General features: G+C 71.3%; 27 protein-coding genes, 1 tRNA gene and 1 pseudogene. 13 read left to right on the top strand and 16 right to left on the bottom strand.

Annotation, left to right across the window (positions count from 1 at the left end):
* The first annotated feature begins 73 nt into the window (after window positions 1-73).
* Window positions 74-1,879 (top strand): Hsp70 family protein, encoded by a 1,806-nt coding sequence (locus AAH979_RS07215; protein ID WP_346257238.1) that lies wholly within the window; start codon window positions 74-76, stop codon window positions 1,877-1,879.
* A 36-nt stretch (window positions 1,880-1,915) separates the two neighbouring features.
* Here AAH979_RS07215 and AAH979_RS07210 read toward each other — a convergent pair whose 3' ends face one another.
* Window positions 1,916-2,743, bottom strand: a complete 828-nt coding sequence (locus AAH979_RS07210; protein WP_346257336.1) for a DUF72 domain-containing protein — start codon at window positions 2,741-2,743, stop codon at window positions 1,916-1,918.
* 319 nt (window positions 2,744-3,062) lie between these two features.
* Here AAH979_RS07210 and AAH979_RS07205 point away from each other — a divergent pair, with 319 nt between their 5' ends.
* The 6 genes and pseudogenes from AAH979_RS07205 to AAH979_RS07180 form a co-directional block, all read left to right on the top strand.
* Window positions 3,063-3,848: a MerR family transcriptional regulator gene (locus tag AAH979_RS07205; protein ID WP_346257335.1), complete on the top strand. Its 786-nt coding sequence runs from the start codon at window positions 3,063-3,065 to the stop codon at window positions 3,846-3,848.
* 12 nt (window positions 3,849-3,860) lie between these two features.
* Window positions 3,861-4,802 (top strand): hypothetical protein, encoded by a 942-nt coding sequence (locus AAH979_RS07200; RefSeq protein ID WP_346257237.1) that lies wholly within the window; start codon window positions 3,861-3,863, stop codon window positions 4,800-4,802.
* Window positions 4,803-4,937: 135 nt separating this feature from the next.
* Window positions 4,938-5,291 (top strand): hypothetical protein, encoded by a 354-nt coding sequence (locus tag AAH979_RS07195; RefSeq protein WP_346257236.1) that lies wholly within the window; start codon window positions 4,938-4,940, stop codon window positions 5,289-5,291.
* 577 nt (window positions 5,292-5,868) lie between these two features.
* Window positions 5,869-6,558, top strand: a complete 690-nt coding sequence (locus AAH979_RS07190) for a hypothetical protein (RefSeq protein WP_346257235.1) — start codon at window positions 5,869-5,871, stop codon at window positions 6,556-6,558.
* Window positions 6,559-6,623: 65 nt separating this feature from the next.
* Window positions 6,624-7,874 (top strand): IS701 family transposase, encoded by a 1,251-nt coding sequence (locus AAH979_RS07185; protein ID WP_346257234.1) that lies wholly within the window; start codon window positions 6,624-6,626, stop codon window positions 7,872-7,874.
* A gap of 320 nt (window positions 7,875-8,194) precedes the next feature.
* A pseudogene (locus AAH979_RS07180) lies at window positions 8,195-8,362 on the top strand (site-specific integrase); the annotation flags it as partial.
* A 224-nt stretch (window positions 8,363-8,586) separates the two neighbouring features.
* Here AAH979_RS07180 and AAH979_RS07175 read toward each other — a convergent pair.
* A tRNA-Arg gene (locus AAH979_RS07175) sits at window positions 8,587-8,659 on the bottom strand.
* Window positions 8,660-8,990: 331 nt separating this feature from the next.
* Here AAH979_RS07175 and AAH979_RS07170 point away from each other — a divergent pair.
* The gene (locus AAH979_RS07170; RefSeq protein WP_346257233.1) at window positions 8,991-9,560 is read left to right on the top strand and encodes a DUF6244 family protein; all 570 of its coding nucleotides are present in this window, start codon (window positions 8,991-8,993) and stop codon (window positions 9,558-9,560) included.
* Between the two features lie 356 nt (window positions 9,561-9,916).
* Here AAH979_RS07170 and AAH979_RS07165 read toward each other — a convergent pair whose 3' ends face one another.
* The 3 genes from AAH979_RS07165 to AAH979_RS07155 form a co-directional block, all read right to left on the bottom strand.
* Window positions 9,917-10,072, bottom strand: a complete 156-nt coding sequence (locus AAH979_RS07165; RefSeq protein WP_346257232.1) for an alpha/beta hydrolase — start codon at window positions 10,070-10,072, stop codon at window positions 9,917-9,919.
* A 204-nt stretch (window positions 10,073-10,276) separates the two neighbouring features.
* Entirely contained in the window at window positions 10,277-10,840 is a 564-nt protein-coding gene (locus AAH979_RS07160; RefSeq protein ID WP_346257231.1) for an alpha/beta fold hydrolase, read from the bottom strand.
* A 36-nt stretch (window positions 10,841-10,876) separates the two neighbouring features.
* A complete protein-coding gene (locus tag AAH979_RS07155) occupies window positions 10,877-11,854 on the bottom strand; it encodes an oxidoreductase (RefSeq protein WP_346257230.1) in 978 nt (325 codons plus the stop codon).
* 56 nt (window positions 11,855-11,910) lie between these two features.
* On the opposite strand from AAH979_RS07155, the gene AAH979_RS07150 reads away from it, so the two are divergent.
* Window positions 11,911-12,369, top strand: a complete 459-nt coding sequence (locus AAH979_RS07150; protein ID WP_346257229.1) for a MerR family transcriptional regulator — start codon at window positions 11,911-11,913, stop codon at window positions 12,367-12,369.
* 41 nt (window positions 12,370-12,410) lie between these two features.
* Here the strand turns inward: AAH979_RS07150 and AAH979_RS07145 are convergent, their stop codons facing one another.
* From AAH979_RS07145 to AAH979_RS07115, 7 genes are all read right to left on the bottom strand, one after another.
* A complete protein-coding gene (locus AAH979_RS07145) occupies window positions 12,411-13,085 on the bottom strand; it encodes a response regulator transcription factor (protein ID WP_346257228.1) in 675 nt (224 codons plus the stop codon).
* The gene (locus tag AAH979_RS07140; protein WP_346257227.1) at window positions 13,082-14,365 is read right to left on the bottom strand and encodes a histidine kinase; all 1,284 of its coding nucleotides are present in this window, start codon (window positions 14,363-14,365) and stop codon (window positions 13,082-13,084) included. The genes AAH979_RS07145 and AAH979_RS07140 overlap by 4 nt, the downstream gene beginning before the upstream one ends.
* Before the next feature lie 6 nt (window positions 14,366-14,371).
* On the bottom strand, window positions 14,372-15,907 hold the full coding sequence (locus tag AAH979_RS07135; protein ID WP_346257226.1) for a multicopper oxidase domain-containing protein: 1,536 nt from the start codon (window positions 15,905-15,907) through the stop codon (window positions 14,372-14,374).
* Window positions 15,904-16,110: a hypothetical protein gene (locus tag AAH979_RS07130; RefSeq protein WP_346257225.1), complete on the bottom strand. Its 207-nt coding sequence runs from the start codon at window positions 16,108-16,110 to the stop codon at window positions 15,904-15,906. Before AAH979_RS07130 ends, AAH979_RS07135 begins: the two co-directional genes overlap by 4 nt.
* A gap of 146 nt (window positions 16,111-16,256) precedes the next feature.
* Window positions 16,257-17,015 carry an SRPBCC domain-containing protein gene (locus AAH979_RS07125; protein WP_346257224.1) on the bottom strand — a complete coding sequence of 253 codons (759 nt, stop codon included), beginning with the start codon at window positions 17,013-17,015 and terminating at the stop codon, window positions 16,257-16,259.
* A 140-nt stretch (window positions 17,016-17,155) separates the two neighbouring features.
* On the bottom strand, window positions 17,156-17,764 hold the full coding sequence (locus tag AAH979_RS07120; RefSeq protein WP_346257223.1) for a helix-turn-helix domain-containing protein: 609 nt from the start codon (window positions 17,762-17,764) through the stop codon (window positions 17,156-17,158).
* A gap of 93 nt (window positions 17,765-17,857) precedes the next feature.
* Window positions 17,858-18,688, bottom strand: a complete 831-nt coding sequence (locus AAH979_RS07115; protein ID WP_346257222.1) for an NAD(P)-dependent oxidoreductase — start codon at window positions 18,686-18,688, stop codon at window positions 17,858-17,860.
* A 179-nt stretch (window positions 18,689-18,867) separates the two neighbouring features.
* Here AAH979_RS07115 and AAH979_RS07110 point away from each other — a divergent pair, with 179 nt between their 5' ends.
* From AAH979_RS07110 to AAH979_RS07095, 4 genes are all read left to right on the top strand, one after another.
* Window positions 18,868-19,224 (top strand): YciI family protein, encoded by a 357-nt coding sequence (locus AAH979_RS07110; protein WP_346257221.1) that lies wholly within the window; start codon window positions 18,868-18,870, stop codon window positions 19,222-19,224.
* 55 nt (window positions 19,225-19,279) lie between these two features.
* Window positions 19,280-20,584 (top strand): RNA polymerase sigma factor, encoded by a 1,305-nt coding sequence (locus tag AAH979_RS07105; protein ID WP_346257220.1) that lies wholly within the window; start codon window positions 19,280-19,282, stop codon window positions 20,582-20,584.
* Between the two features lie 41 nt (window positions 20,585-20,625).
* Entirely contained in the window at window positions 20,626-21,180 is a 555-nt protein-coding gene (locus AAH979_RS07100; protein WP_346257219.1) for a GNAT family N-acetyltransferase, read from the top strand.
* Window positions 21,181-21,847: 667 nt separating this feature from the next.
* Complete coding sequence (locus AAH979_RS07095; RefSeq protein WP_346257334.1) at window positions 21,848-23,233, top strand: endo-1,4-beta-xylanase; 1,386 nt, start codon at window positions 21,848-21,850, stop codon at window positions 23,231-23,233.
* A 102-nt stretch (window positions 23,234-23,335) separates the two neighbouring features.
* On the opposite strand, the gene AAH979_RS07090 is transcribed toward AAH979_RS07095, so the two are convergent.
* The 4 genes from AAH979_RS07090 to AAH979_RS07075 form a co-directional block, all read right to left on the bottom strand.
* On the bottom strand, window positions 23,336-23,557 hold the full coding sequence (locus tag AAH979_RS07090) for a hypothetical protein (RefSeq protein WP_346257218.1): 222 nt from the start codon (window positions 23,555-23,557) through the stop codon (window positions 23,336-23,338).
* Window positions 23,554-23,760 carry a hypothetical protein gene (locus AAH979_RS07085; protein WP_346257217.1) on the bottom strand — a complete coding sequence of 69 codons (207 nt, stop codon included), beginning with the start codon at window positions 23,758-23,760 and terminating at the stop codon, window positions 23,554-23,556. Before AAH979_RS07085 ends, AAH979_RS07090 begins: the two co-directional genes overlap by 4 nt.
* A gap of 32 nt (window positions 23,761-23,792) precedes the next feature.
* Window positions 23,793-23,924 carry a hypothetical protein gene (locus tag AAH979_RS07080; protein WP_346257216.1) on the bottom strand — a complete coding sequence of 44 codons (132 nt, stop codon included), beginning with the start codon at window positions 23,922-23,924 and terminating at the stop codon, window positions 23,793-23,795.
* 514 nt (window positions 23,925-24,438) lie between these two features.
* Window positions 24,439-25,650 carry a helix-turn-helix transcriptional regulator gene (locus AAH979_RS07075; RefSeq protein WP_346257215.1) on the bottom strand — a complete coding sequence of 404 codons (1,212 nt, stop codon included), beginning with the start codon at window positions 25,648-25,650 and terminating at the stop codon, window positions 24,439-24,441.
* Window positions 25,651-25,757: the final 107 nt, after the last annotated feature.

The raw sequence follows: 25,757 nt of genomic DNA, 5'->3' as shown, positions 1-25,757 counted from the left end.
CGCTGTCGTCTCCGGCGAGGAAGCGACCGAACGGGCGACCATGGCGGGGCGCCGCTCCCGTACCGTGTTCGCTGTGCGTGGCGCGGGCGCGAGACTGGGCATCGACTTCGGCACCTACAACACGGTCGCGGTGCTGGCTCTGCCGGGCCGGGAACCTCGGCCGCTGCTCTTCGACGGGTCGCCGCTGCTGCGTTCGGCGGTCTGCGCCGACACCGGCGAGCGGCTGCTGGTCGGCCAGGACGCGCTGCACACCGCCCTCTCGCTGCCACAGTCCTACGAGCCCTATCCGAAGCGCTGCGTCGACGAGGGCACCGTGCTGCTCGGCGGCCGGGAGATGTCGGTCGAGGAGCTGTTCGCCGCGCCGCTGCGCCGGGTGGCCAGCGAGGTACGCCTGATCACCACCGAGCCGGTCACCGAGGCGGTGCTGACCTATCCGGCCGCCTGGGGCACGCACCGTCGCGGCACCCTACTGGCCGCGGCCAACAAGGTGTTGCCGACCGTACGCCTGGTCGCCGAGCCGGTCGCCGCCGCCAACTTCTTCGTCGAGGTGGCCGGCCGGGACCTGCCGGTCGGGCGGTGCGCGGTGGTCTACGACTTCGGCGCCGGCACCTTCGACGTGACCGTGGTACGCCGCAACCCCGACGGGTTCGAGGTGCTGGCGACCGAGGGGCTCGCCGACTGCGGCGGGCTCGACATCGACGCCGCCATCGTGGCGCGGATCGGTACCGCGATCGGCAGCCGGGACGAGCGCCTGTGGGCCCGGCTGACCAGCCCGGACACCACCTCCGACCGGCGGGCCAGCCAGCAGCTCTGGGCGAACGCGCGGTCCGGCAAGGAGATGCTGACCCGGAGCACCACGACGCTGGTCCACGTACCACTCTTCGACGTGGACCTGCCGCTCGGCCGGGAGGAGCTGGAGGAGCTGGCCGCCCCGGTCGTCGCCCGTACCGTGACGACCACCCGCACCCTGCTCGGCCGGCTGGACGACGGGGAGTCGGCGGTGGCGGCGGTCTTCCTCTCCGGCGGATCCAGCCGGATGCCGGCGGTCGCCACCGCGCTGCACCGGGCCCTGGATATCGCCCCGAGCGTGGTGGAGCAGCCGGAACTGGTGGTTGCCGAGGGGAGCCTGCGGATCCCGGTCGGCTCCGGCGGGCCCGCCACCGTCGGTGCGACGGCGGTGCCGCCGACCGCCGAGCCCGCAACCGCCGGCGCGGGCGCCGGCGCGCCGGGCGGGCGGTTCGGCCGGTGGGCAGCGCTGTCCCGGTCCCGGCGGGCGCAGGTCGCGGGTGCGGCCGTGGCGGTCGCCGCCGTGCTGGCCACGGCCACCGTCGCCGCCGCCGTCGCCGGGGGCGGCGACCCGAATCGTGGTACGGGGTCGACCGGTGCCGCCTCGGCCAGCGCCTCGGCGACACCCGGCGCCAGCGGGTCGCCGCGCCCGTCCGTCACGCCGACGGTGACCGCCGCCGGGGTGGACGCCTGCATGGTCGGCACCTGGCGCAGTCTCGGCGGCCAGTCGGACAAGAAGATCGACAATCAGAGCATCCAGTTCAGCGGCGGGGCCGGGACGGTACAGACCTACACGGCGGACGGCAAGGTGACGCTGAACTTCAACAAGACCACGGACAAGACCGCGACCTACCGTGGAGTCAAATGGCGGGAGCGGACCCGGGGCACCGCCTCGGCCAACGTCTACCACCGCAACGGCGTCGAGTACGTCAGCGGCGTACGGGCGAAGGGGACCATCGTGCTCTACCGTGGCGGCAGTCGTAACGCCAGCGTGCCGCTGTCGCTGCTGCTGGAGCCGACCGAATACATCTGCACCGGTGACACGATGCGGTTCTTCGGCAACGGCCCCAGCGAGTGGATCCGGGTCCGCTGACCGCTCCGCCTCGGCGGGCAGGCCGCGTCGCGCGGATCAGAAGAGGGTCAGCGGCTCGGCCGGGATCGGCTCCGGCAGCGCGTCGATTTCGGGTACCCGGGCCCGCACCTCGTCGTGGAAGCGGCGGGCGAGCATCGGCGCGTCGGCGTTGTCCGGGGTGTGCACGAAGACCGTCGGCGAGCGGCCCTCGCGCAGCCAGCCGACGGTGACGTCGACCCAGTGCCGCCAGCCCTCGACGGTCCGGGCGGGATCGTCGCGACCGAGGTACCGGACGATCGGCCGGTCGGTCAGCGCGACCGTCCGGAGCGGCATCCGGGGTTTCTTGGTCCAGGCGTCCCGCTCCGCGTCACTGCTCGGCGGAGCCTGGAAGAACGCGGTGGTGTCGAACGGGATCCACTCGGCGGCCGCGTCGGCGAGTACCCCTTCCAGCAGCCGCGTCGCGCGGGGGTCGGCGAAGAACGCGGGGTCGCGGACCTCGACGGCGTACCGGTGGGAGCCGGGCAGCCGGCGCAGGAAGCGGGCGAGCACGGCGACGTCGCCGGGGGCGAACGACCCCGGCAACTGGATCCAGAGGGCATGCGCCCGGGGGCCGAGTGGCTCGATCGCGTCCAGGAAGATCCGGAGCGGCTCGTCGACGTCGGTGAGCCGGTGTTCGTGCGTGATGAGCTTGGGTATCTTGATCACGAAGCGGAAGCCCGGGTCGGTCTGCTGCGCCCAGGACGCCACGGTCTCCCGGGTCGGAGTCGCGTAGAAGGTGGTGTTCCCCTCCACCGCGTCGCACCAGCTCGCATAGGAGCGCAGCCGCTCGGAGGCCGGCAGCGGATGCGCCAGGAACCGCCCCTGCCAGGACTTGTGCGTCCACATCGCGCACCCCACGGACAGCCGCATCCCGGCCCCCTCCCGCCGAACCATCCCCGGATTCTCCCGCCGAGCGGACCCCTCACCCCGGACGGACCCTTCCCGCCGAACGGACCCTTCCCGCCGGACGGACCCCTCCCGCCGGACGGAGCAGGCCCGGACCGGTCTGCCCCGAGGTCCCCGCCCCGGGCCACCCGTCAGGTCGTCCGCCGCTGCACGGCAACGGTATACGGGCGCCGTCGACCAAACGGCCCGGCGGTCCGGGCCACGGCTTGACCTCGCCCCAGGGACGCGGCACAGACTTCAGGGCGTGCAACGGAAGTACCTGCGGGCCGGCGAGTTCGGCGCGGCCGGGCGGTTGTCGCCGAAGGCCCTGCGCCTCTACGCCGAACAGGGCCTGCTCCGGCCGGCGAGCGTCGACCCGGCCACCGGCTACCGCTACTACAGCCCCGACCAGTTGCCTCGGGCCCGGCTGATCGCCCGGCTGCGCCGGCTCGGGCTGCCACTGGCCCGGATCGGCCAGCTCGCCGACCTCACCCCGGAGGCTCGGGCGGTCGAGCTGCGCGGATGGCTGCGCACCCAACGCACGCTGCTCGACGAACGGGCGGCGGCGGTGGAGGCGATGCAGTGGTACGGCGAGGACGACGCACTCGTCGACGCCGTCGCGCTGCGGGACGTACCAGCGACGAAGGTCCTCTGCCGGAGCCGCCACGTCGACACCACCGCGCTGGACGATCTGATCCGGACGGCCGAGCACGACATCCGCGCGCACCTGCGGGCATCGGGATCGGGCGACGGCGGCGCGACCCTGGTCTCCTTCCAGGACCTCGTCACCCCGGACAGCGAAGGGCTCGTCGAGGTGGCGGTCCAGTACGACGGAAGCATCGAACCGGTCGACGACCTGTACATCCGCCTGGTGCCCGCGCACACCGAGGCGTACCTGCCGGTGCCAGCGGGATTCGAGGACTTTCCACTGGTCCTGCGGGTGTACGACGCGGTGGAGGCGTACACCGATGCGCGGGCGGGCGTCACCTGTGTCGGCCACCCGTACGAGATCTATCCGGGCACGGACGCGCTCTTCGACGTCGCATACCCGGTTTCCCCCAGCTGAAAGGCTCGATCCGTGCGCCATACCCCCTATGTCGGCAGCGGCCCGTACTGCTACGCCAACTCGTTCGCGATGCTGCTCGGCGAGCGGGCCCCGTCGACCGCCGTCATCGAGGTCGCCACCGGTGGCCCGTTCGGCATGCAACTCATCGGCGGTACGACGGTGTTCTTCGACGCGTACGGCTGGAAGCCCGAACTGGGCTTCGACCAGGCGCTGGAGGCGATCGGCTGGACCTCGACGGTCAGCAGGGGCGGCGACGCGGCGTCGGCGCTCGCCCGCCTCGCCGACGCGGCCGCGAAAGGCCCGGTCTGGGTCGGCCCGCTGGAGATGGGTCACCTGCACCACCATCCCGAGATGACCGGACCGATCGGTGTCGACCACTTCGTCGTCGTCCTTGACGTGGCCGACGAGCGGGTACTCGTGCACGACCCGCACGGTTACCCCTACGCCCAGGTACCGGTCGACGACTTCCTCGCCGCCTGGCGGGCGGAGACGGTGGACTACGGCGACCCGTACACCATGCGTACCGATTTCCAGAAGGTCGCGGACGTCACCGACGCGGACGCGATCCGGTCGATCGTGCCGACCGCGGTGAAGCGGCTCGCCATGCAGACCGACGTGGAGATGCCACCCGGCAGCCTCGGCAACGGCGAGGCGGCGGAACGGGTCGCCCAGATGATCGAGGCGGGTGCCGGCGACGGGCTGCGGGAGCACCTGGTCTATTTCGCGATCCGCGTCGGCGCGCGACGGCTCAGTGACACCGCCGACTGCCTGCTGCTGGCCGGACATCCCGAGGCGGCGGAGATCGCCGCGACCCAGGCCCGGCTGGTGGGCTCGATGCAGCATCCGATGGTGATCCGCGACTTCCCGGCGGCAGCAGCCGCGCTCCGCGAGCTGGCCCCAACCTACGACCGGCTGCACGCCGCCCTCGTCCAGCGGCGCGTCGGCACCGGGTAGCAGTCGGTCTCGCCACTGAAACCGACATCAGCGCCGACCAGATCCGATCGCGGGTGATCCTCCGTGTTGCGGCTGGCCGCACCAGCCGCCGCTGGTCGGCGAATCCGGCAGGCCGGACCCGTTACGGTCAACCGCATGCGGTACCGGGAGCGCGTGACCGAAGCCATCTGTAGCGAGGTCGACGACGTCCTGACACTCTGCTTGCGCAACGGGCCGGACCAGGTGGTCGAGTTCCTGTTCTGGTACGACTTCGACGCCCACGAGGTGGTCAACCGGGACGGGATGGTCGGGTACGAGGCGGTGAATTCGTGGCGGCTCACCCGCCGCGATCTGTATCTGGAGTACGACGCACGGTCTGCGGCGAGGCTGGGTTTCCCTCGATTGCACCAGCTTCGGCTTGAGCTGCCGGATCAACAGTTCGCGGCGGTACGTGCCGGGCTGGTCGAGATCATCGGCACCGCCTGTCACGTGATCGAACGAGGAACCTGACCTGCCGCGACCCCGTGCAGGTCGACCTGCTCCGTGTGCCCGGTCGGCCGCGCGTCCCGGTAGCAGGGCTTTGACCAGCGCTTACGCGCTGTCCGGACGGCCGGAACTGACTGTGCCGGGTGCGATGTCGACCGATACTTGCTGTCGTCCCTATCGGGGGAAGATCACTTCGTCACAGCGATGGTCGGCCCGGCGGCGATGATCTGGTTGTTGACGGCTGCTCGCTCGTCGTCGGTTACCTGATAACTGGTAAGGGCCTCGTGCTGGTGCCCCCGGCAGGATTCGAACCTGCGACATACGGTTAGGAAGGGCCATAATCCGACCAACCATGGCTTCTACCAGCCTCTTTGGTTGCACTTGCCGTGTCGCCACGCTCTGCAGACTTCACCAGTTGACGGCAGTTCGCTCCACATCCGGCTCCACGGTGGAGCCAACCAGCGGGCTATGCAGCACGTAGCCCTCGGACAGCAATCCAAGGGCTACGTGCGCCGATCGCTCCGATGGGTTCCCCGGGGCCGGAGCTCGACTGTGAGCGGCTGTTGAGCGTTGGTGTTGGTCAGGGCACTAGGCTCCCCTGATGCGTCCGGAAGCCGTTCTCGAACAGATCAACTGGCGGGCACTGGCACACAGCCACGGGCCAGCCTGGCCGGAGACGCCGCGACTCCTGGCGGGGTTGTTGACCGGTGACCGTGACGACGCGCGGCGGGCTCTCTCCCACCTGTGGGAGGAGTTGTTTCACCAGGGCACCATCTACGAGGCGACACCCGCGGCGGCCCGGTTCGTCGCCGTGGCGCTGGCCGACCCGCGGGTCCGGGCCCAGCCCGGCCCCACGCGCGAATATGGTGACGGACCGCTGCGGGCCGCACTGCTGCTCTGGCTGTCCCGGCTCGGATACGCGATGGGTCTCCAGTGGCGGGAATGGTTCGGCGATGACGCCGGCGGCGAGAACATCGGCGGCCCGCTCCGCCCGATGCGGCCGCGACTCTACGCCGTGGTCACCGCCTACCTCGACGATCCCGACGAGAACGTGCGCGACGCCGCCCTCATCGCCGCCGTGAACCTGGCCTACGCACCCGAACTCACCCCGCACCGCGCCGCCCTGTCCGCCCGCGTCGGAGCCGCTATCGCCGCCGACCCGTACTGGCGTCACACCGAAACCGCGATGCTCAACCTGCGTTATTGGGGTGAGCACGACCTTCGTTCGACGGAGCCCGCGATGCCGGCCTACGAGCCGCGGCAGGGCACCTACGATGACGCCCCTTTCTAGTAGTACTTTGTCACCTTTTCGGGTGACCGGCCGTTACTGTTTGATGATTGGCTCGTCTGTGGGGTGTGGACCCCCTCGATGTGCAGCGGTTGCGTGACGACCTGGCGGACTTCGCCGAGGACGTGTTCGGGTCGTTAACCCGGGCCGGGTGGCGGGACCGGGCGGTGTCGTATCTGCAAGGGCTGATGATCGACGGACGGCGTAAGTCGATCCAGCCGATGGCCGGCCGGCTGCCGGGTGTGCACGACCAAGCGCTCAATCACTTCGTCACGAACAGTCCATGGGACGTGACGCCGGTGCGTCGGCGTCTGGCGCAGCGGATGGACACCGCGATCAGCCCGACAGCATGGGCGGTGGACGACACCGGCTGGCTCAAGTGTGGGTCGGCCTCGCCGGGAGTCGCCCGGCAGTACACCGGCACGGCGGGGAAGGTGACGAACTGCCAGACCGGAGTAAGCGTCAACCTCGTCACCGATGTTGCGTCGTGTCCGGCCGACTGGCGGTTGTTCCTGCCCGCGTGCTGGGATCCCGACACTGTCGAAGCCGGCCTGGAGGTGACAGAGCGGCGTCGGCGGGCCGGGATCCCCGACGAGGTACGGCATCGGGAGAAGTGGCGGCTGGCCCTCGACATGATTGATGAGATGACCGGCTGGGGTTTGCGGGCGCCGCTGATCGTGGCCGACGCCGGCTACGGCGACGCGGCGGAGTTTCGCCATGGCCTGGCCGCGCGTGGCCTGTCCTACGTGGTGCAGGTGTCGATGCGCGTCGGCGTGTACCCGAGCGAGACCGTGCGGACGACCCCGCCGTACCAGGGCGTCGGACTGTATCCCCGACCCCGGTACCGGGAACCCGCCAGTTCGGTGAAGGAGCTTGTGCTGGCCGCCGGACCGGGACAGGCGCGGACCGTCGCCTGGCGGACCGGCTCCCGCGTCCGGGCCGGAGCACCAGTGAAGATGCGGTCCCGCTTCGTGTTCTTCCGGGTCCGCCCAGCCGGACGGACACTCCTGGCCGCACACCGCGATCAGGACCTTCCCGAGGCGTGGCTGATCGCCGAATGGCCGCCCGAGCAGGCCGAGCCGATCAAGTACTGGCTGTCGAATCTGCCCACCACCACACCACGACGCACCCTCGTCCGATGGGCGAAACTACGCTGGCGGATCGAACACGACTACCGCGAATTGAAGACCGGCCTCGGCCTGGACCACTACGAAGGCCGCACCTGGCAAGGCTGGCACCATCACGTCACCCTCGTCTCCGCCGCCCACGCCTTCCTCACCCTGCACCGCCTCAACCCAAAAGCGACAGCGCCGGCCTGAGCCTCTACGCCGTACTCCGGCACAACAACACCTGCAACACCTACTCGTCCGCCTGGCCGGCGCCTGCCCCACCTGCAAAACACGGTTCCCCACACGGAAACCCCGCTACCCAATCAGATCATGACAAAGCACTACTAGTGCTCTAACCAGAAACGTGCACCGGCCGGCGCGGGCAAGGAAGGTCGGCGGGGTGAGCGGCTTCCGGCGTTCTACGCGTGCCTCTACTTCGCCGCGCTGCGGCCGAGTGAGGCGTGGGCCTGCGGGAGCGGGACTGTCACCTGCCCGACTCGGGTTTGGACCTGCTGACGGTGGAGAAGTCGCGGCCGGCGGCGGGCGTCTCGCTGTGGCTAAACGCCGGGCTACCTGCCCCGGAGGTCGCGGATCGGGCCGGTCATTCCGTCGACGTGCTGCTCAAGGTGTACGCGAAGTGCCTCGACGGCGACCGGAGTCGGATGAACGAACGTATCGAGGCGGCGTTGTCCGCGTGATGATCACGTGTGGGGTGCGAGGGGCCGTGGCGAGTGCTGCGGCCTCTCCGCTTTTGTGGCCTCTGACCTGCGCGAACACGCCTCGAAAGAAACTCAAGATCATTGCACGTATTTTGCACGACTGGCGACAAACGGCGGCTCGGGGTGACCTACGGCTGCCTACGAGATCACATCGACTCGGAAGTGTTTCCGCTGATCGGAGGGCGTTTTGCTGATCTTCGAGGTGCCCCCGGCAGGATTCGAACCTGCGACACACGGTTTAGGAAACCGTTGCTCTATCCCCTGAGCTACGAGGGCGTCATGATCCAGGCTAGCTGGCGGCGGCTGCCAGCGTACCGCAGGGAGCCACGGGGGTGGCCGGCGCTGGCAGCACCGCCAGCGGATCGCACGCAACAGGGTCCGTCGGCCGACCGGCATCACCAAGCATGATCGTCCCGCGCTATAAATAGACGATTATCGACGAACTGGGTTCTCGTAATGCCCCCGGAGGCCCTCAGTCATGATCCTGACCCAGTTCGATCGATCAGGGCCGAGGGCCCGGAGTTTCGGGGAAGCCCAAGGCTCGTACGCTGTCAGCGGCGTCTGCCAGCCTGGCAGCACGCCATGACTCGACCCAACCCAGCCCTGCGTGGAAATCACCCACGCGGTCTCGACGAAGGGTTCGGCAGGCATGTCGCGGACCGACGCCATCAGCAGCGAACTGCGGGCCATGCGGGCCGGTCTCGACAGGGCCCACTCGGCCGCTGCCGCAGCCGATCAGGAGGCCGGGCAGGTGGCGGCGCGGGCGGCGGCCGCAGGATTCAGCGGAGTAGCTGTCGGTGTGTCGAGGGTGCAGGAGGCGATCAGAGAACTGCGGAACGCCCTGAGCAGTGTCGATGACACAGTCAGCAAGGCTCTCGCCTTGGTGGGGGCGGTACCGAAGGAGGCGTCCCCAGCGGAGGTGATCGACGCACTGAGCCGCGTGGAGGACACGGTGGGCGCCGCAGGTGAGAGAGTCGGTTCGTCCGTCAACAAGGTGGACGAGACCAGGTCTCTGGTCGCCAGGGTCTTGCAGGGCGGCGATCCTGGCCCGCTGCTGTCCATGCTGGGCTCCATCAAGGAGATCCTCGTGATGGTGGGGCAGCGAGGCGGTGCGGCCAGGCAGGCGCTCGAACCGGCCATCAACGATGCTCGCCGGACCGGCAGCTCGGGAAGCTAGGCGGGCTGGCGGTACCTCGCCGGGCAACCCGCCTCCCGTCCCACGCGATACCCTTGGCGCCCTCCTCGTGCGGGCGGTGGTCGCTCCGATTCGGCCCGGAAAGGCGCCGACTGGCCGCGCTGGCGGGCCTACGGAGGGCCCGCGAGCAGGAGGACCGACCCTGGTTCGCGTCGATGTCCAGCAGATAGCCGCCTGATCGTCGCACCAGGCAGACCGGCTCCTGGCACGCTGGAGACCGCGACCTACCACACCGAACGCGTCCCGCCCCTCCCGTCGCGGCCCGCTGTGGTCCGGGCGGAGCGTCGATGGGGAACTTCCCGGGGCAGGACGGGAAAGCTCCCCATCGGGGTGGAGGACTACTCGGCGGTGGAAGCCGGGGACGGTTCGACGGCCGGGCAACTGGCGCCGCGGGCCGGTACGACCAACGAGGTCAGGTAGCGGTCTATGGTGTCCCGCGTACACGGGCTGGCGTTGTAGACGCCGTGTCCGGCTCCCTCGTAGCTGAGCAGCACACCGTGCCGGCCGAGCTGCCGGGCGACGTTGGTGGCCCAGTTGTAGCCCGGGCGGGATCACGCACCGAGTTGAGCAGCAGTAGCGACCGGTCGGTGCGGACCCTCAACCGGTGCTGCGGGTTGTCGACTCGGGGTGTGCCGAGGCAGGACTCCACCACCGCCGGCGTCTGCGGGTACGGCAGGTCGGTCCCGATCCGGGCCATCTCACGGAGCCGGGCGGCGTACTCCCGGTAGTCCCGGATCGGCAGGCGCCAGTCCTGACAGAGTCAGTGTCGCCGACGGGTTCTCCGGGGCGGGTACCTCCCCGCGCCCGGCCCGGTCGAGCAGATCGGCCCAGACGGCGCGGACGTCCCGCCCGTGCGGCGCACAGCTCTCGGTACGGCCACACCACGCCACGAACCCGTCGAACGAGTCCTGCGCGCCGGCGGTCTGCGTGTTCAGGAAGTCCCGGGTGTCGATGCTGTGGTCCACGACGCTCTCCAGCACCATCGCCCGGCTCCGGTGCGGGAACAGTTCGGCGTACTGCTCGCCGAGCAGGGTCCCGTACGAACTGCCGTGATACGTCAGCTTCGCCTCGCCGAGACCTGCCCGGATGGCGTCCAGGTCTCGCACCGTGCTGAGCGTGTCGGCGTGCGCGAAGACCGGCCCGGTCCGCGCCCGGCAGTCCGCCCACAGCCGCCGGTTGTACGCCACCGTGGCGTCGAAGTCGGCATGGTCGGTCAACACCGGTGCGGGCCCCGGGTCGAGCAGGTCGGTCGAACAGCGCACCGGGGGCACCCGGCCGGCGGCCGGTAGGGGTCCGGGTCAGGCGGGCTCGGCGAACGCGTCGATCCCGGTCAGCTCGGCCGACAGCGCCCACAGCCGCGCCGCCCCGTCCGGGTCCGTCCGGTGGTCGACGACGGCGCAGTCCTCGCAGTACCGGCCGCCCAGCCCGGCGAGCCGGGGCGAGGCGGCCGCCCAGACCTGGGTCGCCGCTCCCTGCTGCGGGGTCTTGAACTCGGCGTTCACCAGGTTGCCGTCCGCGTCCACCCACCCGGCGGCGACCATCTCGTCCCGGCTGAGGTGCCGCTGGAGCGGGGTGAGGATGTAACCGGGGTGCACCGAGAACGCCCGCACCCCCACCTCCCGGCCGAGTACGTCGAGCCGCTCGGCGAACAGCACGTTCGCCCGCTTCGCCTGGGCGTACGCCTGCCACTTGTCGTACCCGCGCGAGAAGTGCGGATCGGACCAGCGGATCGCCGACCCGTGCTGGGCGCGGGAGGTGAGCACCACGACCCGGGCTCCCCCGCCCCGCCTGATCGCCGGCCACAAGAGGTTGACCAGCGCGTAGTGCCCGAGGTGGTTGACGCCGAACTGCGCCTCCCAGCCCGGGCCGACCCGGGTCTGCGGGCAGGCCATGATGCCGGCGTTGTTCATCATGATGTCGATGCCCCTGCCCGAGGCCAGGAACCGGTCCGCGAAGGCCCGTACGCTGGCCAGATCGGCCAGGTCGAGCTCGTCCACCTCGACCCCGTCGATCCCGGTCAACGCCGTGCGGGCCACCGCCGGTCGCCGTGCGGGTACGACCACCCGGGCGCCGGCCCGGGCGAGCGCCGCCGTCGCCTCCCGGCCGAGTCCGGAGTATCCGCCGGTGACGATCGCGAGCCGGCCGGAGAGGTCGATCCCCCGCAACACCTCGTCGGCGGTACTCCACGCGCCGACCATGCCCGGCTCCCCGGTCTCGAAGCCGGTTGTCCCGCGCGCGTCGGACCCGGTACCCGAATTGTCTGCTGTCACTGCCATGCGGGCGAAGCTAGATGCTAGACCGCGCTCTAGGTCAACGCACGTATGCTCCGGCCATGCTCGACACCCCAGCGGAATTCAGCATCGGGCAGGTGGCTGAACGCACCGGCCTGAGCGTGCACACCCTCCGGCTGTACGAACGGGAAGGACTGCTGACCGGCCGGCTGCGCCGCAGCAGCGGGGGCCGTCGCGTCTACGGCGAGTGGGACGTGCAGTGGCTCGACAACTGCACGAAGTTCCGGGCCTCCGGAATGCCGCTGGCCACGATCCGCCGACTCGCCGAACTGGTCGGCGAGGGCCCGGGCAACGAGGCCGAACGCCTCGAACTACTCCGGGCGCACCGGCAGCGGGTGCTGGACCGGATCGCCGAACTCCACGACTGCCTCGACCTGATCAGCAGCAAGGTCACCGCCTACGAGGAAGCCGTCCGGCAGGGCACCGCGGACCGGCTCTGGAGCACCCCGTCGACCGGGCCCGACACCGACCCGGGCCCCGACGCCGACGAACGCCGGTGACCAACCACCCGGGCGGCACTCGCCCGACCCGGTGACGGGACTCAGCAGGCGGACCCGCCGGGGGTGACCAACCCCGTCTCGTACGCCAGCATCACCAGCTGGGCGCGGTCCCGGACACCCAGTTTGGTAATGATCCGGCTGACGTGGGTCTTCGCGGTCAGCGGGCTCATCCGCAGTGCCCGGCCGATCTCGGCGTTGCTCAGCCCGCCCGCCACCAGCGCCAGCACCTCGCGTTCCCGGGTGGTCAACCCGGCGAGCCGCTCCACCGAGCCCTGCGCCGGCCCGGGTCGCCGGCCGAACTCCTCGATCACCCGCCGGGTCACGCTCGGGCTGAGCAGCGCGTCGCCGGCCGCGACGACCCGGACCGCGTGACACAGCTCCTCACGGCTGACGGTCTTGGCCAGGAAGCCGCTCGCCCCGGCCAGCAACGCCGCGAAGATGTACTCGTCGATCTCGTACGTGGTGAGCACGATGATCCGTACCCCGGCGGTGACCGGATCGGTGGTGATCCGCTCGGTGGCCGTCAGACCGTCCAGCCCCGGCATGCGGATGTCCAGCAGTGCGACGTCGGGCCGGGTCTGCCGGACCAGCCGCAACGCCTCCGCGCCGTCGGCCGCCTCCGCGACCACCTCGATGTCGCCGTCCAGCCCGAGCAGGCCGCGCAGCCCGGCCCGGACGAGCGGCTGGTCGTCGGCGAGCAGCACCCGGATGGTCATCGGACTCCCCCATCCGGCTCGCCGGCCGCCCCCGCGACCCGGTCGGCGTCGACCGTCCGCCTCCGGTCGACCCCATCAGCCGGCACGGTCCCGCCGGCGACGTCGACCGAATCCGCCACATCGGCCGGCACGGTCCCGCCGGCGACGTCGACCGTCCGGGGCAGCCAGGCGCTGACGGCGTACCCGCCGCCGGGCAGCGGGCCGGCGTGCAGCGTTCCACCCAGTCCGGTCGCCCGTTCCCGCATCCCGGTCAAGCCGTGTCCGGCGGCCGCCGGCCCGGAACCGCCCCCCGTGCCGTCGTCGCGGACGTCGAGGCCGACGCCGTCCGGGGCGTACCGGAGGGTCAGCGTGATCGACCGGGCGTCCGCGTGCCGCAGCACGTTGGTGACGGACTCCTGGGCGATCCGGTACAGGGTCAGCCCGACGGTGGGCGGCAGCGGCCGGGGCTCGCCCTGGCGGTCGAACCTCGTCGTCAGGCCGCCCTCGGCCGCCCGGTCGAGCAGCGTGCCGAGCTGCGTCTCGTCCGGCGGGGAGCGCAGCTCCGGCCCGGTCGCGGCGCCGGGCTCGCGGAGCAGGCGTACCGCCCGGCGCAGCTCGTCGATCGCGTCCACGTTGACCTGCCGGGCGCCGTCCAGCAGCTCCCGTGCCGCGTCCGGGTCCCGCCCGACGAGTTCCCGGGCCAGGTTGAGCTGGATCCCGACCACCGCGACGGTGTGCGCGGTGACGTCGTGCAGTTCACGGGCGATCCGGATCCGTTCGGCGAGGACCAGCCGGGCGGACTCCCGGGCCCGCTCTGCCTGCTCGGCGGCGAGCCGGGCCTCGGCCTCCCGGGCGTACAGCTCGGCGGTGCGGAACGCGGTGCCGGCCACCAGGGCCAGGGCCAGCATCGCGGCCTCGCGGAGCGCCCCGTCGAGCATCCGGAGCGGTTCGACACCGGCGTTCAGCACCCAGCCGGTGGAGACCAGCAGGGTCGAGGCACCGACCGCCGCCCCGATCAGCGGCTGCCCCGCCCGGGCGACCGTGTAGAGCGGAACCAGTAGCGGCCAGATCGGCGAGACGCTGGGAAAGTCGGTCAGGTTGTAGCCCATGATGGCGACCAGCGACAGCACGAGTACCAGCACCGGGTGCCGGCGCCGGAACAGCAGCAGGGTGCCGGTCACGACACCGAGGGCGGCTGCGGCGAGCGTGGAGTCCCGGCTCGACGGCTCGACGGCCACCTCGGTCGCCACCGTGATGGCGACCGCGCTGACCAGTGCGAGCAGCACGTCTGACCGGCGCATCGGACCTCACTTCCCGTGCCCCGGATGCGTGCCGGCGAGGTCGGCCGGCACCCGGGGCTCGTCCCGGGCCGAGACGGCAATGAATTGTCCCATCATGCCGGCGTCCTCGTGGGCGAGCAGGTGGCAGTGGAACATGTACGGCGCCCGCACGTCCGAGTGCGCCAGGAACCGTACGGCGAGCCGGACCCGGCCGCCCGGCGGCACGTACACGGTGTCCTTCTCGCCGGCCAGGTGCGGTGCCGGCGGTCGACCGTCCACGTCGAGCAGGTGGAACGCCGCGCCGTGCAGGTGGAAGTTGTGCGGGTTTCCGCCGGTGTTGCCGATCTCCCAGGTCTCCACCGAGCCGGCCCGGACCACCCGGTCGATCCGGGTCGGGTCCATCACCCGCTCGTCGAACCGGAAGTCCCCCATCGCCATCCGGTACGGCTCGGTCCTGGTCGGCTCGGGCACCTGTGGCGCGGCGACCAGCCGGGACGGCAGCGCGGGCGACGGCCGCAGCACCGGCGCCGCGACGATCTTCACCAGGTCGAAGGTGTCGGCGCCGCCGGCCAGTCGCCGGATCAGCAGGTTGCCGCCCATCGGTGCCGGGAAGCCACGCAGCAGTACCTGCTCGCCGGGCCGGAACCGCACGACGATCTCGGCGCGTTCGCCCGGCGAGAGCATCAGCCGGCTCAGCGGCAGCGGCGCGTCCCGCAGTCCCAGGTCGGTGGCGACCAGCGAGAACTCCCGGTCGTCGGCGAACCCGATGGAGAAGATCCGGGCGTTCGCGCCGTTGAGCAGCCGGAACCGGACCAGCTCGTCGCCGACCTCCAGGTACGGGTCGTAGCCGCCGTTGACCAGGATCCGGTCGCCGAGCAGGCCGGTGACGGAGAACCCGCCGAACTCCAGGCCGGACTCGTCGAGCGCGCCGTCGTCGTGCAGCTTGCGGTCCTGGAGGATCAGCGGGATGTCGTCCACGCCGTACCGGCGGGGCAGCGGCAGCGCGTCGGCCTCGTCGTCGTCGACCAGGAACAGACCGGCGACCCCGCGATAGACGTGCGCCGCGGTGCGCCGGTGCAGGTGCGGGTGGTACCAGAGGGTCGCCGCCCGCTGCTCGACCGTCCAGTACGGCTGCCAGGTCCGGCCCGGCGCGATCGGCTGGTGCGGGCCGCCGTCCATCACCGCCGGCAGGTGCATGCCGTGCCAGTGCACCGAGGTGGTCTCGGGCAGCTTGTTGGTCACGTCGACCGCCACCCGGTCACCGCGCCGGGCCCGCAGCGTCGGCCCGAGGATCGGCCCGTTCGCACCCCAGGTGGTGGTGCTGGTCCCGGGGAGCAGTTCGGTGCGGCCCTGCGCGAGGGTGAGGCGGAACCGCTTGCGCCGGTCGGCATCGACGGTGGGCGGCAGCAGCGGCGGGATCGGCAGCCGGTTGCGGAACGACAGCGTGCCGACGTTGCTCCGCCCGGACTCCGCCCAGAGGTAGCCGGCGAATCCGGCGGCCGGGGCGACGATCAGACCGGTGCCGGCGCCGAGCCAGCCGAGCACTTTGCGCCGGGTGGTCACCGCCGGCTCCGGGGCCGCAGGCTCCAGAGCATGAGTACGACCCCGATGCCGATCACCCACCAGCCGAGCAGCGCCTCGGGCATCGGTACCAGACCGGGGTCGTCGAACCAGACGTGCGGCGGGACGAAGAACCAGCCGAGATTGAAGGTGAGCCCGACCAGCGCCACTACCAGCCCGACCCAGAGAAGACGTCGTTCAGCCATACCCCGACGCTAGGTATCCGGGGTGCCGGCGGGCGTCTGCCGATCGGAGTCGAAATCCGTACTCCACCCGGTGTACGACCCCGACCCGGTGTCGGGGGCCGCGGGTGGCGGCAGGGGCCCCGGTGCGGGGACCCCTGCCGACCCGGTCAGCCGATGGGAAGCTGGGCGACCCAGTCCTGCCAGGCCCGCTCGGCCCGGGCCTGGTCCACGTCGGCGCCGAAGAGGTGGTGGCCGAGGACCAGCACGCTGCCCCGGTCGGTGCCGGAGTGCAGGAACCGGTAGAGCGCGTCGTCGGTGCGTACCCCGAAGTAGGTGGGCAGCCCGGTGAGGTCGACGACGCCCTCGACCGGCGGCAGGCCGTCGAGGGTGAGCCGGGCCGGCGCGCCCTCGGTGATCTGGCCGGAGATGCCGAACGCCCCCGCCACGGCCGCCCAGACCTGCTCCGGCTCGCCGGCACCGGGCCGGAACGCGGCAACCGTGCTGCCGTGCCGGCCCGGGAAGTGCCGCACGTACGCGGCCAGGGTGCCCAGGTACATGTCCCAGCCGGCCTGCATCGCCTCGTACTCGCTCTCCCAGTTGTCGCCGAGCACGCCGCTCTGCACCAGGTGCAGTACGGTGCTGCCCTGGTCACGCCCCTCGATCAGGTATTCGATCGCCATGAAGGTGCCGTCCGGGCCGGGCTCGGTGCCGGACGCGAACCGCTTACCGGGCTCCCATGCGGTCACCGTCGACTCCTCGGTATGCCCGGCCATGGTGAAGGTGTTCCGCCCGCCCTCGCGGGGGTCCACCTCGGTGTGGCCCATGAACCAGGAGTCGATGCCGGGGCCGGTGGCGATCGCCGCCCAGACCTGCTCCGGTGTCGCGGCCAGTTCGATGTCCTTGCGCAGCTCGAATTCGTGTCCCACGGTAGAACGCTCCAATTCGCTGACGTGCGGAACCGGCCGGTCCTGCCGGCCGTGCGGAATGGTCGTGCGGAATGGTCGTGCGGCGTGCTGGCACGGGCCGGCCGGGCGGCCCGTGCGGAGGGCCCGTGCGGCGGCCTCGGCTAGCCGGTCGTGCCGGTGCTCTCCTGGTCCGGCGGGACGTGCGGGTGCAGCGCGACCACCACGCGGTGGTCACGGCCGCCGGGCGCGGACTCGTCGTGGTACCTGCCGACCAGCCTGCTGACCGCACCGGCCAGTTCCTCGGCGAACGCGGCCCGGTCGGCCGCCGACGCGAACCGCACCTGGGCATCGATCGCGAACGTCGCGACCCGCTTGTCGGCCCGGTCCGCGCCGGTGATCAGCGCACCCACGTCCTGAACGAGCCGGGCGGCGACCGCCAGCAGCCACCGCGCCGACAGCCGGTCCGGGGACTGGCCCGGGTTCGGCCGCACGGCGGAGAGCGCCATCGGGGAGATCACGTAAGACGCCGCGGTGGCCCGCATCACCCGCTCGGTGACGTTGCCCTTGCGGCGCTCCTCGACCAGCTCGATCAGCCCGTGCTGCTCGAGTGCCCGGAGGTGGTAGTTGACCTTCTGCCGGGCCAGGCCGACCCGGGCCGCGAGCATCGTGGCGGACGCCGGCTCGGCCAGCTCGGCCAGCAGCCGCGCCCGGATCGGGTCGAGCGACGCCTCGGCCGCCGCCGGATCCTCGATCACTGCGATGTCGAACATGAGGCAAGCCTGCCACCGACAACTCTTCTTGTCAAGAAAAGCCGAGCTGTCGGAAGAGGGCTCGCCGGGTGGCCCGGAGGTCCAGGCGAGGCGCTACTCGTCGTGGCGCCAGCCGAGCAGCCGCTCCGCCTTCGTACAGTCGAAGAACCCCTGGTTGCCCCGCAGCTCGCCGCGGACCGGCACCTCCGGGTAGTGCTCGCGGCGCAGCTCCTCGCTGGGGGTGCCGGAGGTGGTCTCCGGGGCGACCACGTAACAGACCTGGTGGCCGGCGAAGTCGGCGCTGAGCGCCAGCAGGCAGGCCCGGGCCGCCGGCCGGGCCAGGGTGTACCCCCACAGGTCCCGGACGGCGAGGGCCGAGTGCCGCCACTCGGGCCGGACGGCCGGCCGGGCCGGCTGCACCGCGTGCAGCCGCAGGCTGGCGATGCTCAACCCCTCGTACCGGCGGGCGAAGCTGTCCGCCTGGGCCTCGCCGAGCCACTTCGACAGGCTGTACGGGTCCTCGTTGTAGCTGGGGTGCCGCTCGTCCAGCGGGAAGTAGTCGAAGCGCGGCTTCCGGCTGTAACCGCCGCCGATGGCGTTGACGCTGGAGGCGAGGCAGACCCGGGCGATCCCGAGTTCGGCGGCGGCCCGCAGCGCGTTGTAGCTGGCGGTGACGTTGAGGTGGTGCACCACGTGGTCGGGCTCGTCCCACGGCTTCGGATACGCCGCCAGGTGCACCAGCGCCTCGCAGCCGTCCAGCGCCCGGAGCAGTGCCGGATAGTCGGTCACGTCTGCCGGTCGGCGTACCAGCCCGGCCGGCGCGTCGGTGCCGGCGTGCGGGGTCGACGGCCGGTCGATCTCCACCACCGTGTGCCCCTCGGCCAGCGCGTGGCCGACCACCGACCGCCCGACCGTACCGGCACCGCCGGTCACCGCAATACGCATCCCACCATTCTCCGCCCGGGTACGCCCCGAAGCAGGTCGGAGAAAAGCCGGCGCGGCTGTCGTTCCCGGCCTGGCCTGTTCGTCGTCATGCTGTGCAGCAGTGCGCTGCGCGACGATCCGGAGGAAGCCGGCGGCATTCGCAGCCGGGCGCCGGCGGAACGAAGACGGAGGAGATCGGCGTGAAGTACCTGTTCCTGATCTACGGCGACCCGACCCGGGACCCGACCGACCCGGAGGCCGTCCAGGCCGAGATCGACGCGTACTGGGCGTACGACAAGCTGCTCGCCGACGCGGGCGCCCTGCTCGACAGCCAGGCGTTGCAGGGCACCGAGACCGCCACGACGGTGCAGGTCGGCGGGGACGGCGGGCACACCGTCACGGACGGGCCGTTCGCGGAGACCCGGGAGATTCTCGGCGGCTACTACCTGGTCGACCTGCCGGACCTGGACGCCGCCATCGGCTGGGCCGCCCGCTGCCCCGGCGCGTTGCGCGGCAAGATCGAGGTCCGACCGATCATGGAGTTCGCGCAACCGTGAACGGGGGCGGCGACCGGCCGGGACCCTGGCGAGGCAGGACCGGGGGCGGGTAGCCGTGTCCGGTGGTGAGCAGCCGACCGTCGACACCGTGGAGCGGGTGTTCCGGGAGGAGCGCGGCCGGCTGCTCGCCAGCCTGGTCCGGCACTTCGGCGACCTGGACCTGGCCGAGGAGGTCGCCTCGGACGCGATCGAGGCGGCCCTGCTGCACTGGCCGGTACAGGGTGTGCCGACCCGTCCGGCGGCCTGGCTGCTCACCACCGCCCGGCGCAAGGCCGTCGACCGGCTCCGCCGGGACCGCGCCTACGCGGCCCGGCTGGCCGTACTCCAGGCCGAGGTCGTCCGGGTCGAGCCTGCCGCGCCCGCCCCGGACGGCGACGGCGACCTGCCGGACGATCGGCTGCGGCTCTTCTTCACCTGCTGCCATCCCGCGCTACCCGCCGAGGCGCAGATCGCGTTGACCCTGCGCTGCCTGGCCGGGCTCAGCACCGCCGAGGTGGCCCGGGCGTTCCTGGTGCCGGTAACGACGATGGCCCAGCGGATCGGGCGGGCGAAGAAGAAGATCCGGGGCGCCCGGATCCCGTTCCGGGTACCGGACGTCGCCGAGCTGCCGGGCCGGCTCCCCGGGGTACTCCGGGTGATCTACCTGATCTTCACCGAGGGGTACGCGGCGAGCAGCGGTCCCCAGCTCGTCCGGGCCGACCTGGCGGACGAGGCGATCCGGCTGGCCCGGATCCTGCACCGGCTGCTGCCCCGGGAGCCTGAGGTCACCGGGCTGCTCGCCCTGCTGCTCCTGGTCGACGCGCGCCGGGCCGCCCGGTGCAGCGCCGAGGGCGACCTGGTCCTCCTCGACGAGCAGGACCGCACGCTCTGGGACCACGACCGGATCGCGGAGGGCCGTCGACTCGTGCCCGGGGCGCTGACCAGCCGCCCTGGCCCGTACGCGGTGCAGGCCGCGATCGCCGCACTGCACGGCGAGGCCGCCGACGTGGCCAGTACGGACTGGCCGCAGGTGGTCGCGCTCTACGACGTACTGGCCCGGGTGGCGCCGTCACCGCTGGTGGAACTGAACCGGGCGGTGGCGGTCGCGCTGCGGGACGGTCCGGCCGCCGGGTTGCCGCTGCTCGACGCGCTCGACGCGGACGGTCGGCTGGCCGGCTACCACCTGCTGCCCGCCGCCCGGGCGGACCTGCTGCGTCGACTGGGTCGCACCGGGGAGGCCGCGACGGCGTACCGTCGGGCGCTGGAGCTGGTCGGCACCGAGCCGGAACGGGCGTTCCTGCGGCGGCGGCTCGCGGAGGTCGCCGGCGAGGGACTCGGGGACCCCGACCCGGAAAATGCCGCCGAGCCGGACGGACGGTGACGTATGGTCGGACCTCCGCCGTCGCGCCGTCCGGAGTACCCATGCCGCTCGAACCGCTGCCGCTGCGCACGGACCGCCTCGTACTGCGGTTGTTCACCCCGGACGACGTCGACGGGATGTACGCCTACCAGGGGCTGCCGGGCGTGGCGCGCTACCTCTACCGGCCGCCGCGGGACCGGAAGCAATGCGCCCGGATCATCGCCCAGGTCGCCGACGCCACCCGGTGGGAACGGAAGGGTGACCGGATCGTCCTGGCGGTGTGCCGGCGCGGGGCGCCGGGCGTCGTCGGCGAGGTGGTCCTCACCCTCGACAACCCGGGTGCGGCGCAGGCCGAGATCGGCTGGATCCTACATCCGGCACACGAGGGGCGGGGCTATGCCACCGAGGCGGCCCGGTGCCTGGCGGCGGTGGCGTTCGAGCGGCTGGGCGTACACCGGCTCTTCGCCCGGCTCGACACCGAGAACACCGGGTCGGTCCGGGTCTGCGAGCGCCTCGGGATGCGCCGCGAGGCGCACCTGGTCGAGAACGACTTCTACGCGGGACGCTGGGGCAGCGAGTACGTCTACGCGGCGCTCGCCCACGAACTCCGGCGCTGACCCGCCCCCGGCCGGCGGTGAGCCACTGTCGCCACGGCCAGCCGGTCCGCAAGAACCGCCGCACTCCACCCGGGTGAGAACAACACGATCCGGCACCATCCATCGCTATCGGCGAATACCACTCACTGCGGACGATGCCGGCGATGCACCCGTCTCGAAAAGTTTCGGTCGCCCGGTTCTCGGCCGACTCCACAAGACGTCGTTCGGCCAGATGCCATTGACCAGGTATTAGACCCGCATCGAGCGACCCCGGGGAGACGAGTAGAAGCTATCCATATCCTTACCTGCGTCAATACAATTAGAGTGGGGCCGATTGAAGTTTCGGAATCCTTCCGTTAACCTCCTAAAATCGAGTCTCGTCGATACAACGTAAGGTTGCCCCCTGAACGGAGTCCCATGCCCGTGAGACGGGCTAGTGCCCCGCTGGTGCCGAGTGCCGTGGTCATCGCTCGCCGACCACGGCACGAGTCACCACGCCGATCTCTGCGCCGGGCTCGCCGAGGTCGTCCAGGCACGGGTCGCCCGGGGTCGCTCATCCCCACGACACCGTCCACCGAGCCGGCACCGCAGCGGACGGGTGCATCGACGACGCCGCACACCATCCCTTTCCGGACCCGAGAGGCAACAAGCCATGAGCAACAAGACCGTCCCTGACCCCAGACGCCTGATGGCGAGACCCGGCCCGCGCGCCGCACTGGTCTCACTCGCCGTCGGCGTCCTCGCCGCCGGTGCGGCCCTCACCTTCGCCGGCTCCGCCAACGCCGCGACGACGCTCGGCGCGTCGGCGGCGGAGCGGGGCGGCCGCTACTTCGGCGCGGCCGTGGCAGCGAACAAACTCAGCGACAGCACCTACAGCACAGTGCTGAACCGCGAGTTCAACCAGGCCACGCCCGAGAACGAAATGAAGATCGACGCGACCGAGCCGCAGCAGAACCAGTTCACCTTCACCAACGCGGACCGGATCGTCAACCACGCGATCAGCCGGGGCTGGAAGGTCCGGGGCCACACCCTGGCCTGGCACCAGCAGCAGCCCGGCTGGATGCAGAACATGTCCGGCACCGCGCTGCGGCAGGCGATGCTCAACCACGTCACCCGGGTGGCCAGCTACTACGCCGGCAAGATCGACTCCTGGGACGTGGTGAACGAGGCGTTCGCCGACGGCAACGGCGGCGCCCGCCGCGACTCCAACCTCCAGCGCACCGGCAACGACTGGATCGAGGCCGCCTTCCGGGCCGCCGACGCGGCGGACCCGAACGCCAAGCTCTGCTACAACGACTACAACACCGACAACTGGACCTGGGACAAGACCCAGGCGGTGTACCGGATGGTGCAGGACTTCAAGCAGCGCGGCGTACCGATCGACTGTGTCGGCTTCCAGTCGCACTTCAACAGCGGCTCGCCGTACCCGAGCAACTACCGCACCACGCTCTCCAGCTTCGCGGCGCTCGGCGTCGACGTCCAGATCACCGAGCTGGACATCGAGGGCTCCGGCACCACCCAGGCGAACACCTACCGCAACGTGGTGAACGACTGCCTCGCCGTTTCCCGCTGCACCGGCATCACCGTCTGGGGCGTGCGGGACTGCGACTCGTGGCGTAGCAGTGGCACCCCGCTGCTGTTCGACTGCAACGGCAACAAGAAGCCGGCGTACGACGCGACGCTCAGCGCGCTGAACAACGGCGTCACCCCGACCAACCCGCCGACGACCCCGCCGACCGGCAACCCGACCAACCCGCCGACGACCCCGCCGACGCAGGGACCGGGCGGCTGTTCCGCGACGGTGTCGCTGAACTCCTGGACCGGTGGCTTCGTGGCAACGGTACGGGTCACCGCCGGCTCGTCCGGCACCAACGGCTGGTCGGTCGGGGTGACCCTGCCGTCCGGCGCGAGTGTCACCAACGCCTGGAACGCGAACCGCAGTGGCAGCAGCGGCGCGGTCACGTTCACCAACGTGAGCTACAACGGCCGGATAGCCGCCGGACAGTCGACCGAGTTCGGCTTCCAGGGCAGCGGCAGCGGCACAGGAATGTCACCCACCTGTAGCGCCAGCTGACCAACCCGGTACGACACACCCGGTGCGGAGGACCTCCCGGTCCTCCGCACCGTCGCATCCGGCCGTCTCTCGTTCGCTCCGCTCGCGCGAGAGTTTTCGTCGCTACCCTTCCGGAAAGGCCAACCGGAAGGGTGTCTCGGGTACTGGCGGCGGCCCGTCGGGCCAGCACACCAGGCAGGTACACGGCTTCACGGACGGCACGCCGCCGTAGGCGACGATCACAAAGCCGGGGCAGCCATGCGGGCTGACGGTCACCGGCGGCCGGGCCGCGAGCCAGCACGGCATACAGACCGCCGAGGGGTCCACCATCAGGTCGGCGGTCATCCGACGTGCTCCAGGGCCGCCCGGATGTCGTCGACGGTCGTGTCATCCGGCAGCAGACCGGAGAGCAGAATCCGGACCACTTCCTCGCGTCGCAGCACCTCAGCCGCCCAGACGTCAACTGGGCAGCAGCCCCGGGTGCAGTTCAGGCAAGGGCCACCCCGTCCGTGCACCTGACGCACGATCCGCGCGGTGGCGTACTCCAAGGCCGGGCTCCAGTCCCCAGCGATCCCGCCGCTCACCGGTCCGGCCCGTCCACCCGGCGCCAGCGGCCGTCCTCACGCCGGTAGTCGCGGACCCCGTGCAACTCCTCGACCAGCCACGCTAGGAGGTCGAGGGCGAGGTCGACAAGCCGGAAAACGACGTTCACGGCAACCGCCGGTACTGCCGCCGCTGGCCCGTCGTGATGATGGGCTGTCCGTCCCAACGGGTCTCAGTAGCCCAGGTAGCTCGGGCCCGTTCACGGACAGCCTGGCCGCGCCCGTCGTAGTAGGCACTGGCGAGCCTCAAGACCCGTTCTCGGGCCGCCCGCTGCTCGGCCGCGTCGTCAAGTCGGGCGGCGGCCAAGACCTGCGGGGCGGCGCGACGTTCCGCCCGCCGGCCACGCCACCGCCTCCACCACCTGAACAACCTGGGCCTCCCTCGCGTCTGAGGGGTGACGGCCGGGCCCTCCCCGGCACCGACCGCCACACCCGCCTGGTGGGCGCCGCCCGGGCTACTGGGGGCGGGCGGCGCCCGGCTGGCGGACGCGGCGCGCAACCGGACCGGAGAGTGCTGACGGAGATCGGTGTCCGCCGCGTCCATGACGGACCGTAGGTGGACAGAAACACGAACGGTGTGACCACACGGTCACACCGTTTCAAGATCGCCGATCTTGTCAGGCCCTACATGGGACCGGCGTCGGCATCGGGGTCCAACGGGTCAACGCCCACCCGAACCGCCAGCTCTCGCAGCTCGGCACCGCCCTGCCGGCGAGCATCCCTGACAATCTGGCCGACGATCTCCCGTACGCTCGGCCGCGACCGCAGCTCGGCCGGGGACACCTCGTCAGCCGCAAGAAACTGGGCCACTGCCTTGTCCGGGTGGCCAGCCTGATACCAGCCTCGCCCGCAGGAGATATGCAGGTGGGCGAGCCGTTGACGAGTCCGCAGCCCCGTCCGGTCGACCCGTCGGGCGTACTCCGGCGCACGACCGGGCTCGTCCTCCAGCGCCTCGGCTACGCGCCACACGCCGACGTTGGCCGGCGTCAGTTCCATTCGCCACGGGTCGGCACCGGCCCGGCCGGCAGCCTGCTCCGCCTCACCGTGATGGGCGCTGGCTGCGTCGGTTTGGCCGAGCGTGGCGGCTGAGAGCGCTGCTTGGAGGTGCAGCATCCCGTACCAGGACAGCGCCTCGTCACCGCCGATGTCACCAACCTGGTCTGCGGCTCGGGCGGCGATGGCAAGGGATCGACGTCGGCCGCCGACAGTGCCACTCGCCAACGCAGTTTGCGACGAGGCGAAGGCCGCCGCTGCGGTGAGAGCCGGTTCGTCCAACTGATCAGCGGCGGCCTGGGCGCGTTCGACGAGCCTCGCAGCGAGGTCGATGTGACCGAACGGTTTGACGGTCAGCGACGCGCAGACCGTAGCCCGCACCAGCAGGTCGAGACCGGCACGGCCGTCGTCTCCGCCGACGCTTGCCAGCCGCCGAGCGTCCATGACCAGGGGCGGCAGGAGAGCGGCGAGGGTCTGGTAGTCACATGCCATCCGGGCGGCCATGGCCCGATCGACCTCGGCGGCCAGGACCTTCGGCGTGATTGGTGAGGTGTCCTCGGGGTCGTCGTCGAGAGCACCGCGCAGCGCCGGGACGGCAGAGTAGATGACAAGATCGTCTCGGGTCTGCGGCTGGGCCGGCTGGCCGGTGAGGTCCGTGACGGAGACGCCGAGCGCGGTCGCGAAGGCGTAGAGCAGTCGCCGATCGGTGACCGGCTTGTGCCCGTTCTCCACGCGCGAAAGGTGCTCGCGGCTGATGCCCACAGTGTCGGCCAGTTCCTGCTGCGTCAGGCGTGCGATGTCGCGCCAGCGTGCGATGCGCAGGCCGATGTAGTCACGTCCCACGGTGCCCCTCCTTCAAAGGGTGCGGCGGCGTTCCCGCACTGGATCGGACCGGTGAAATCGACGGTACGCCGCGTCATCGGTCGCTGCTACCGCGAAGATTCCGCGAG

It is taken from the genome of Plantactinospora sp. ZYX-F-223 (assembly GCF_039649625.1).
Taxonomy (GTDB): Bacteria; Actinomycetota; Actinomycetes; order Mycobacteriales; family Micromonosporaceae; genus Plantactinospora.
The sequence above is the reverse complement of the archived record's forward strand: the minus strand, read 5'-3'. Positions and strand labels throughout refer to the sequence as shown.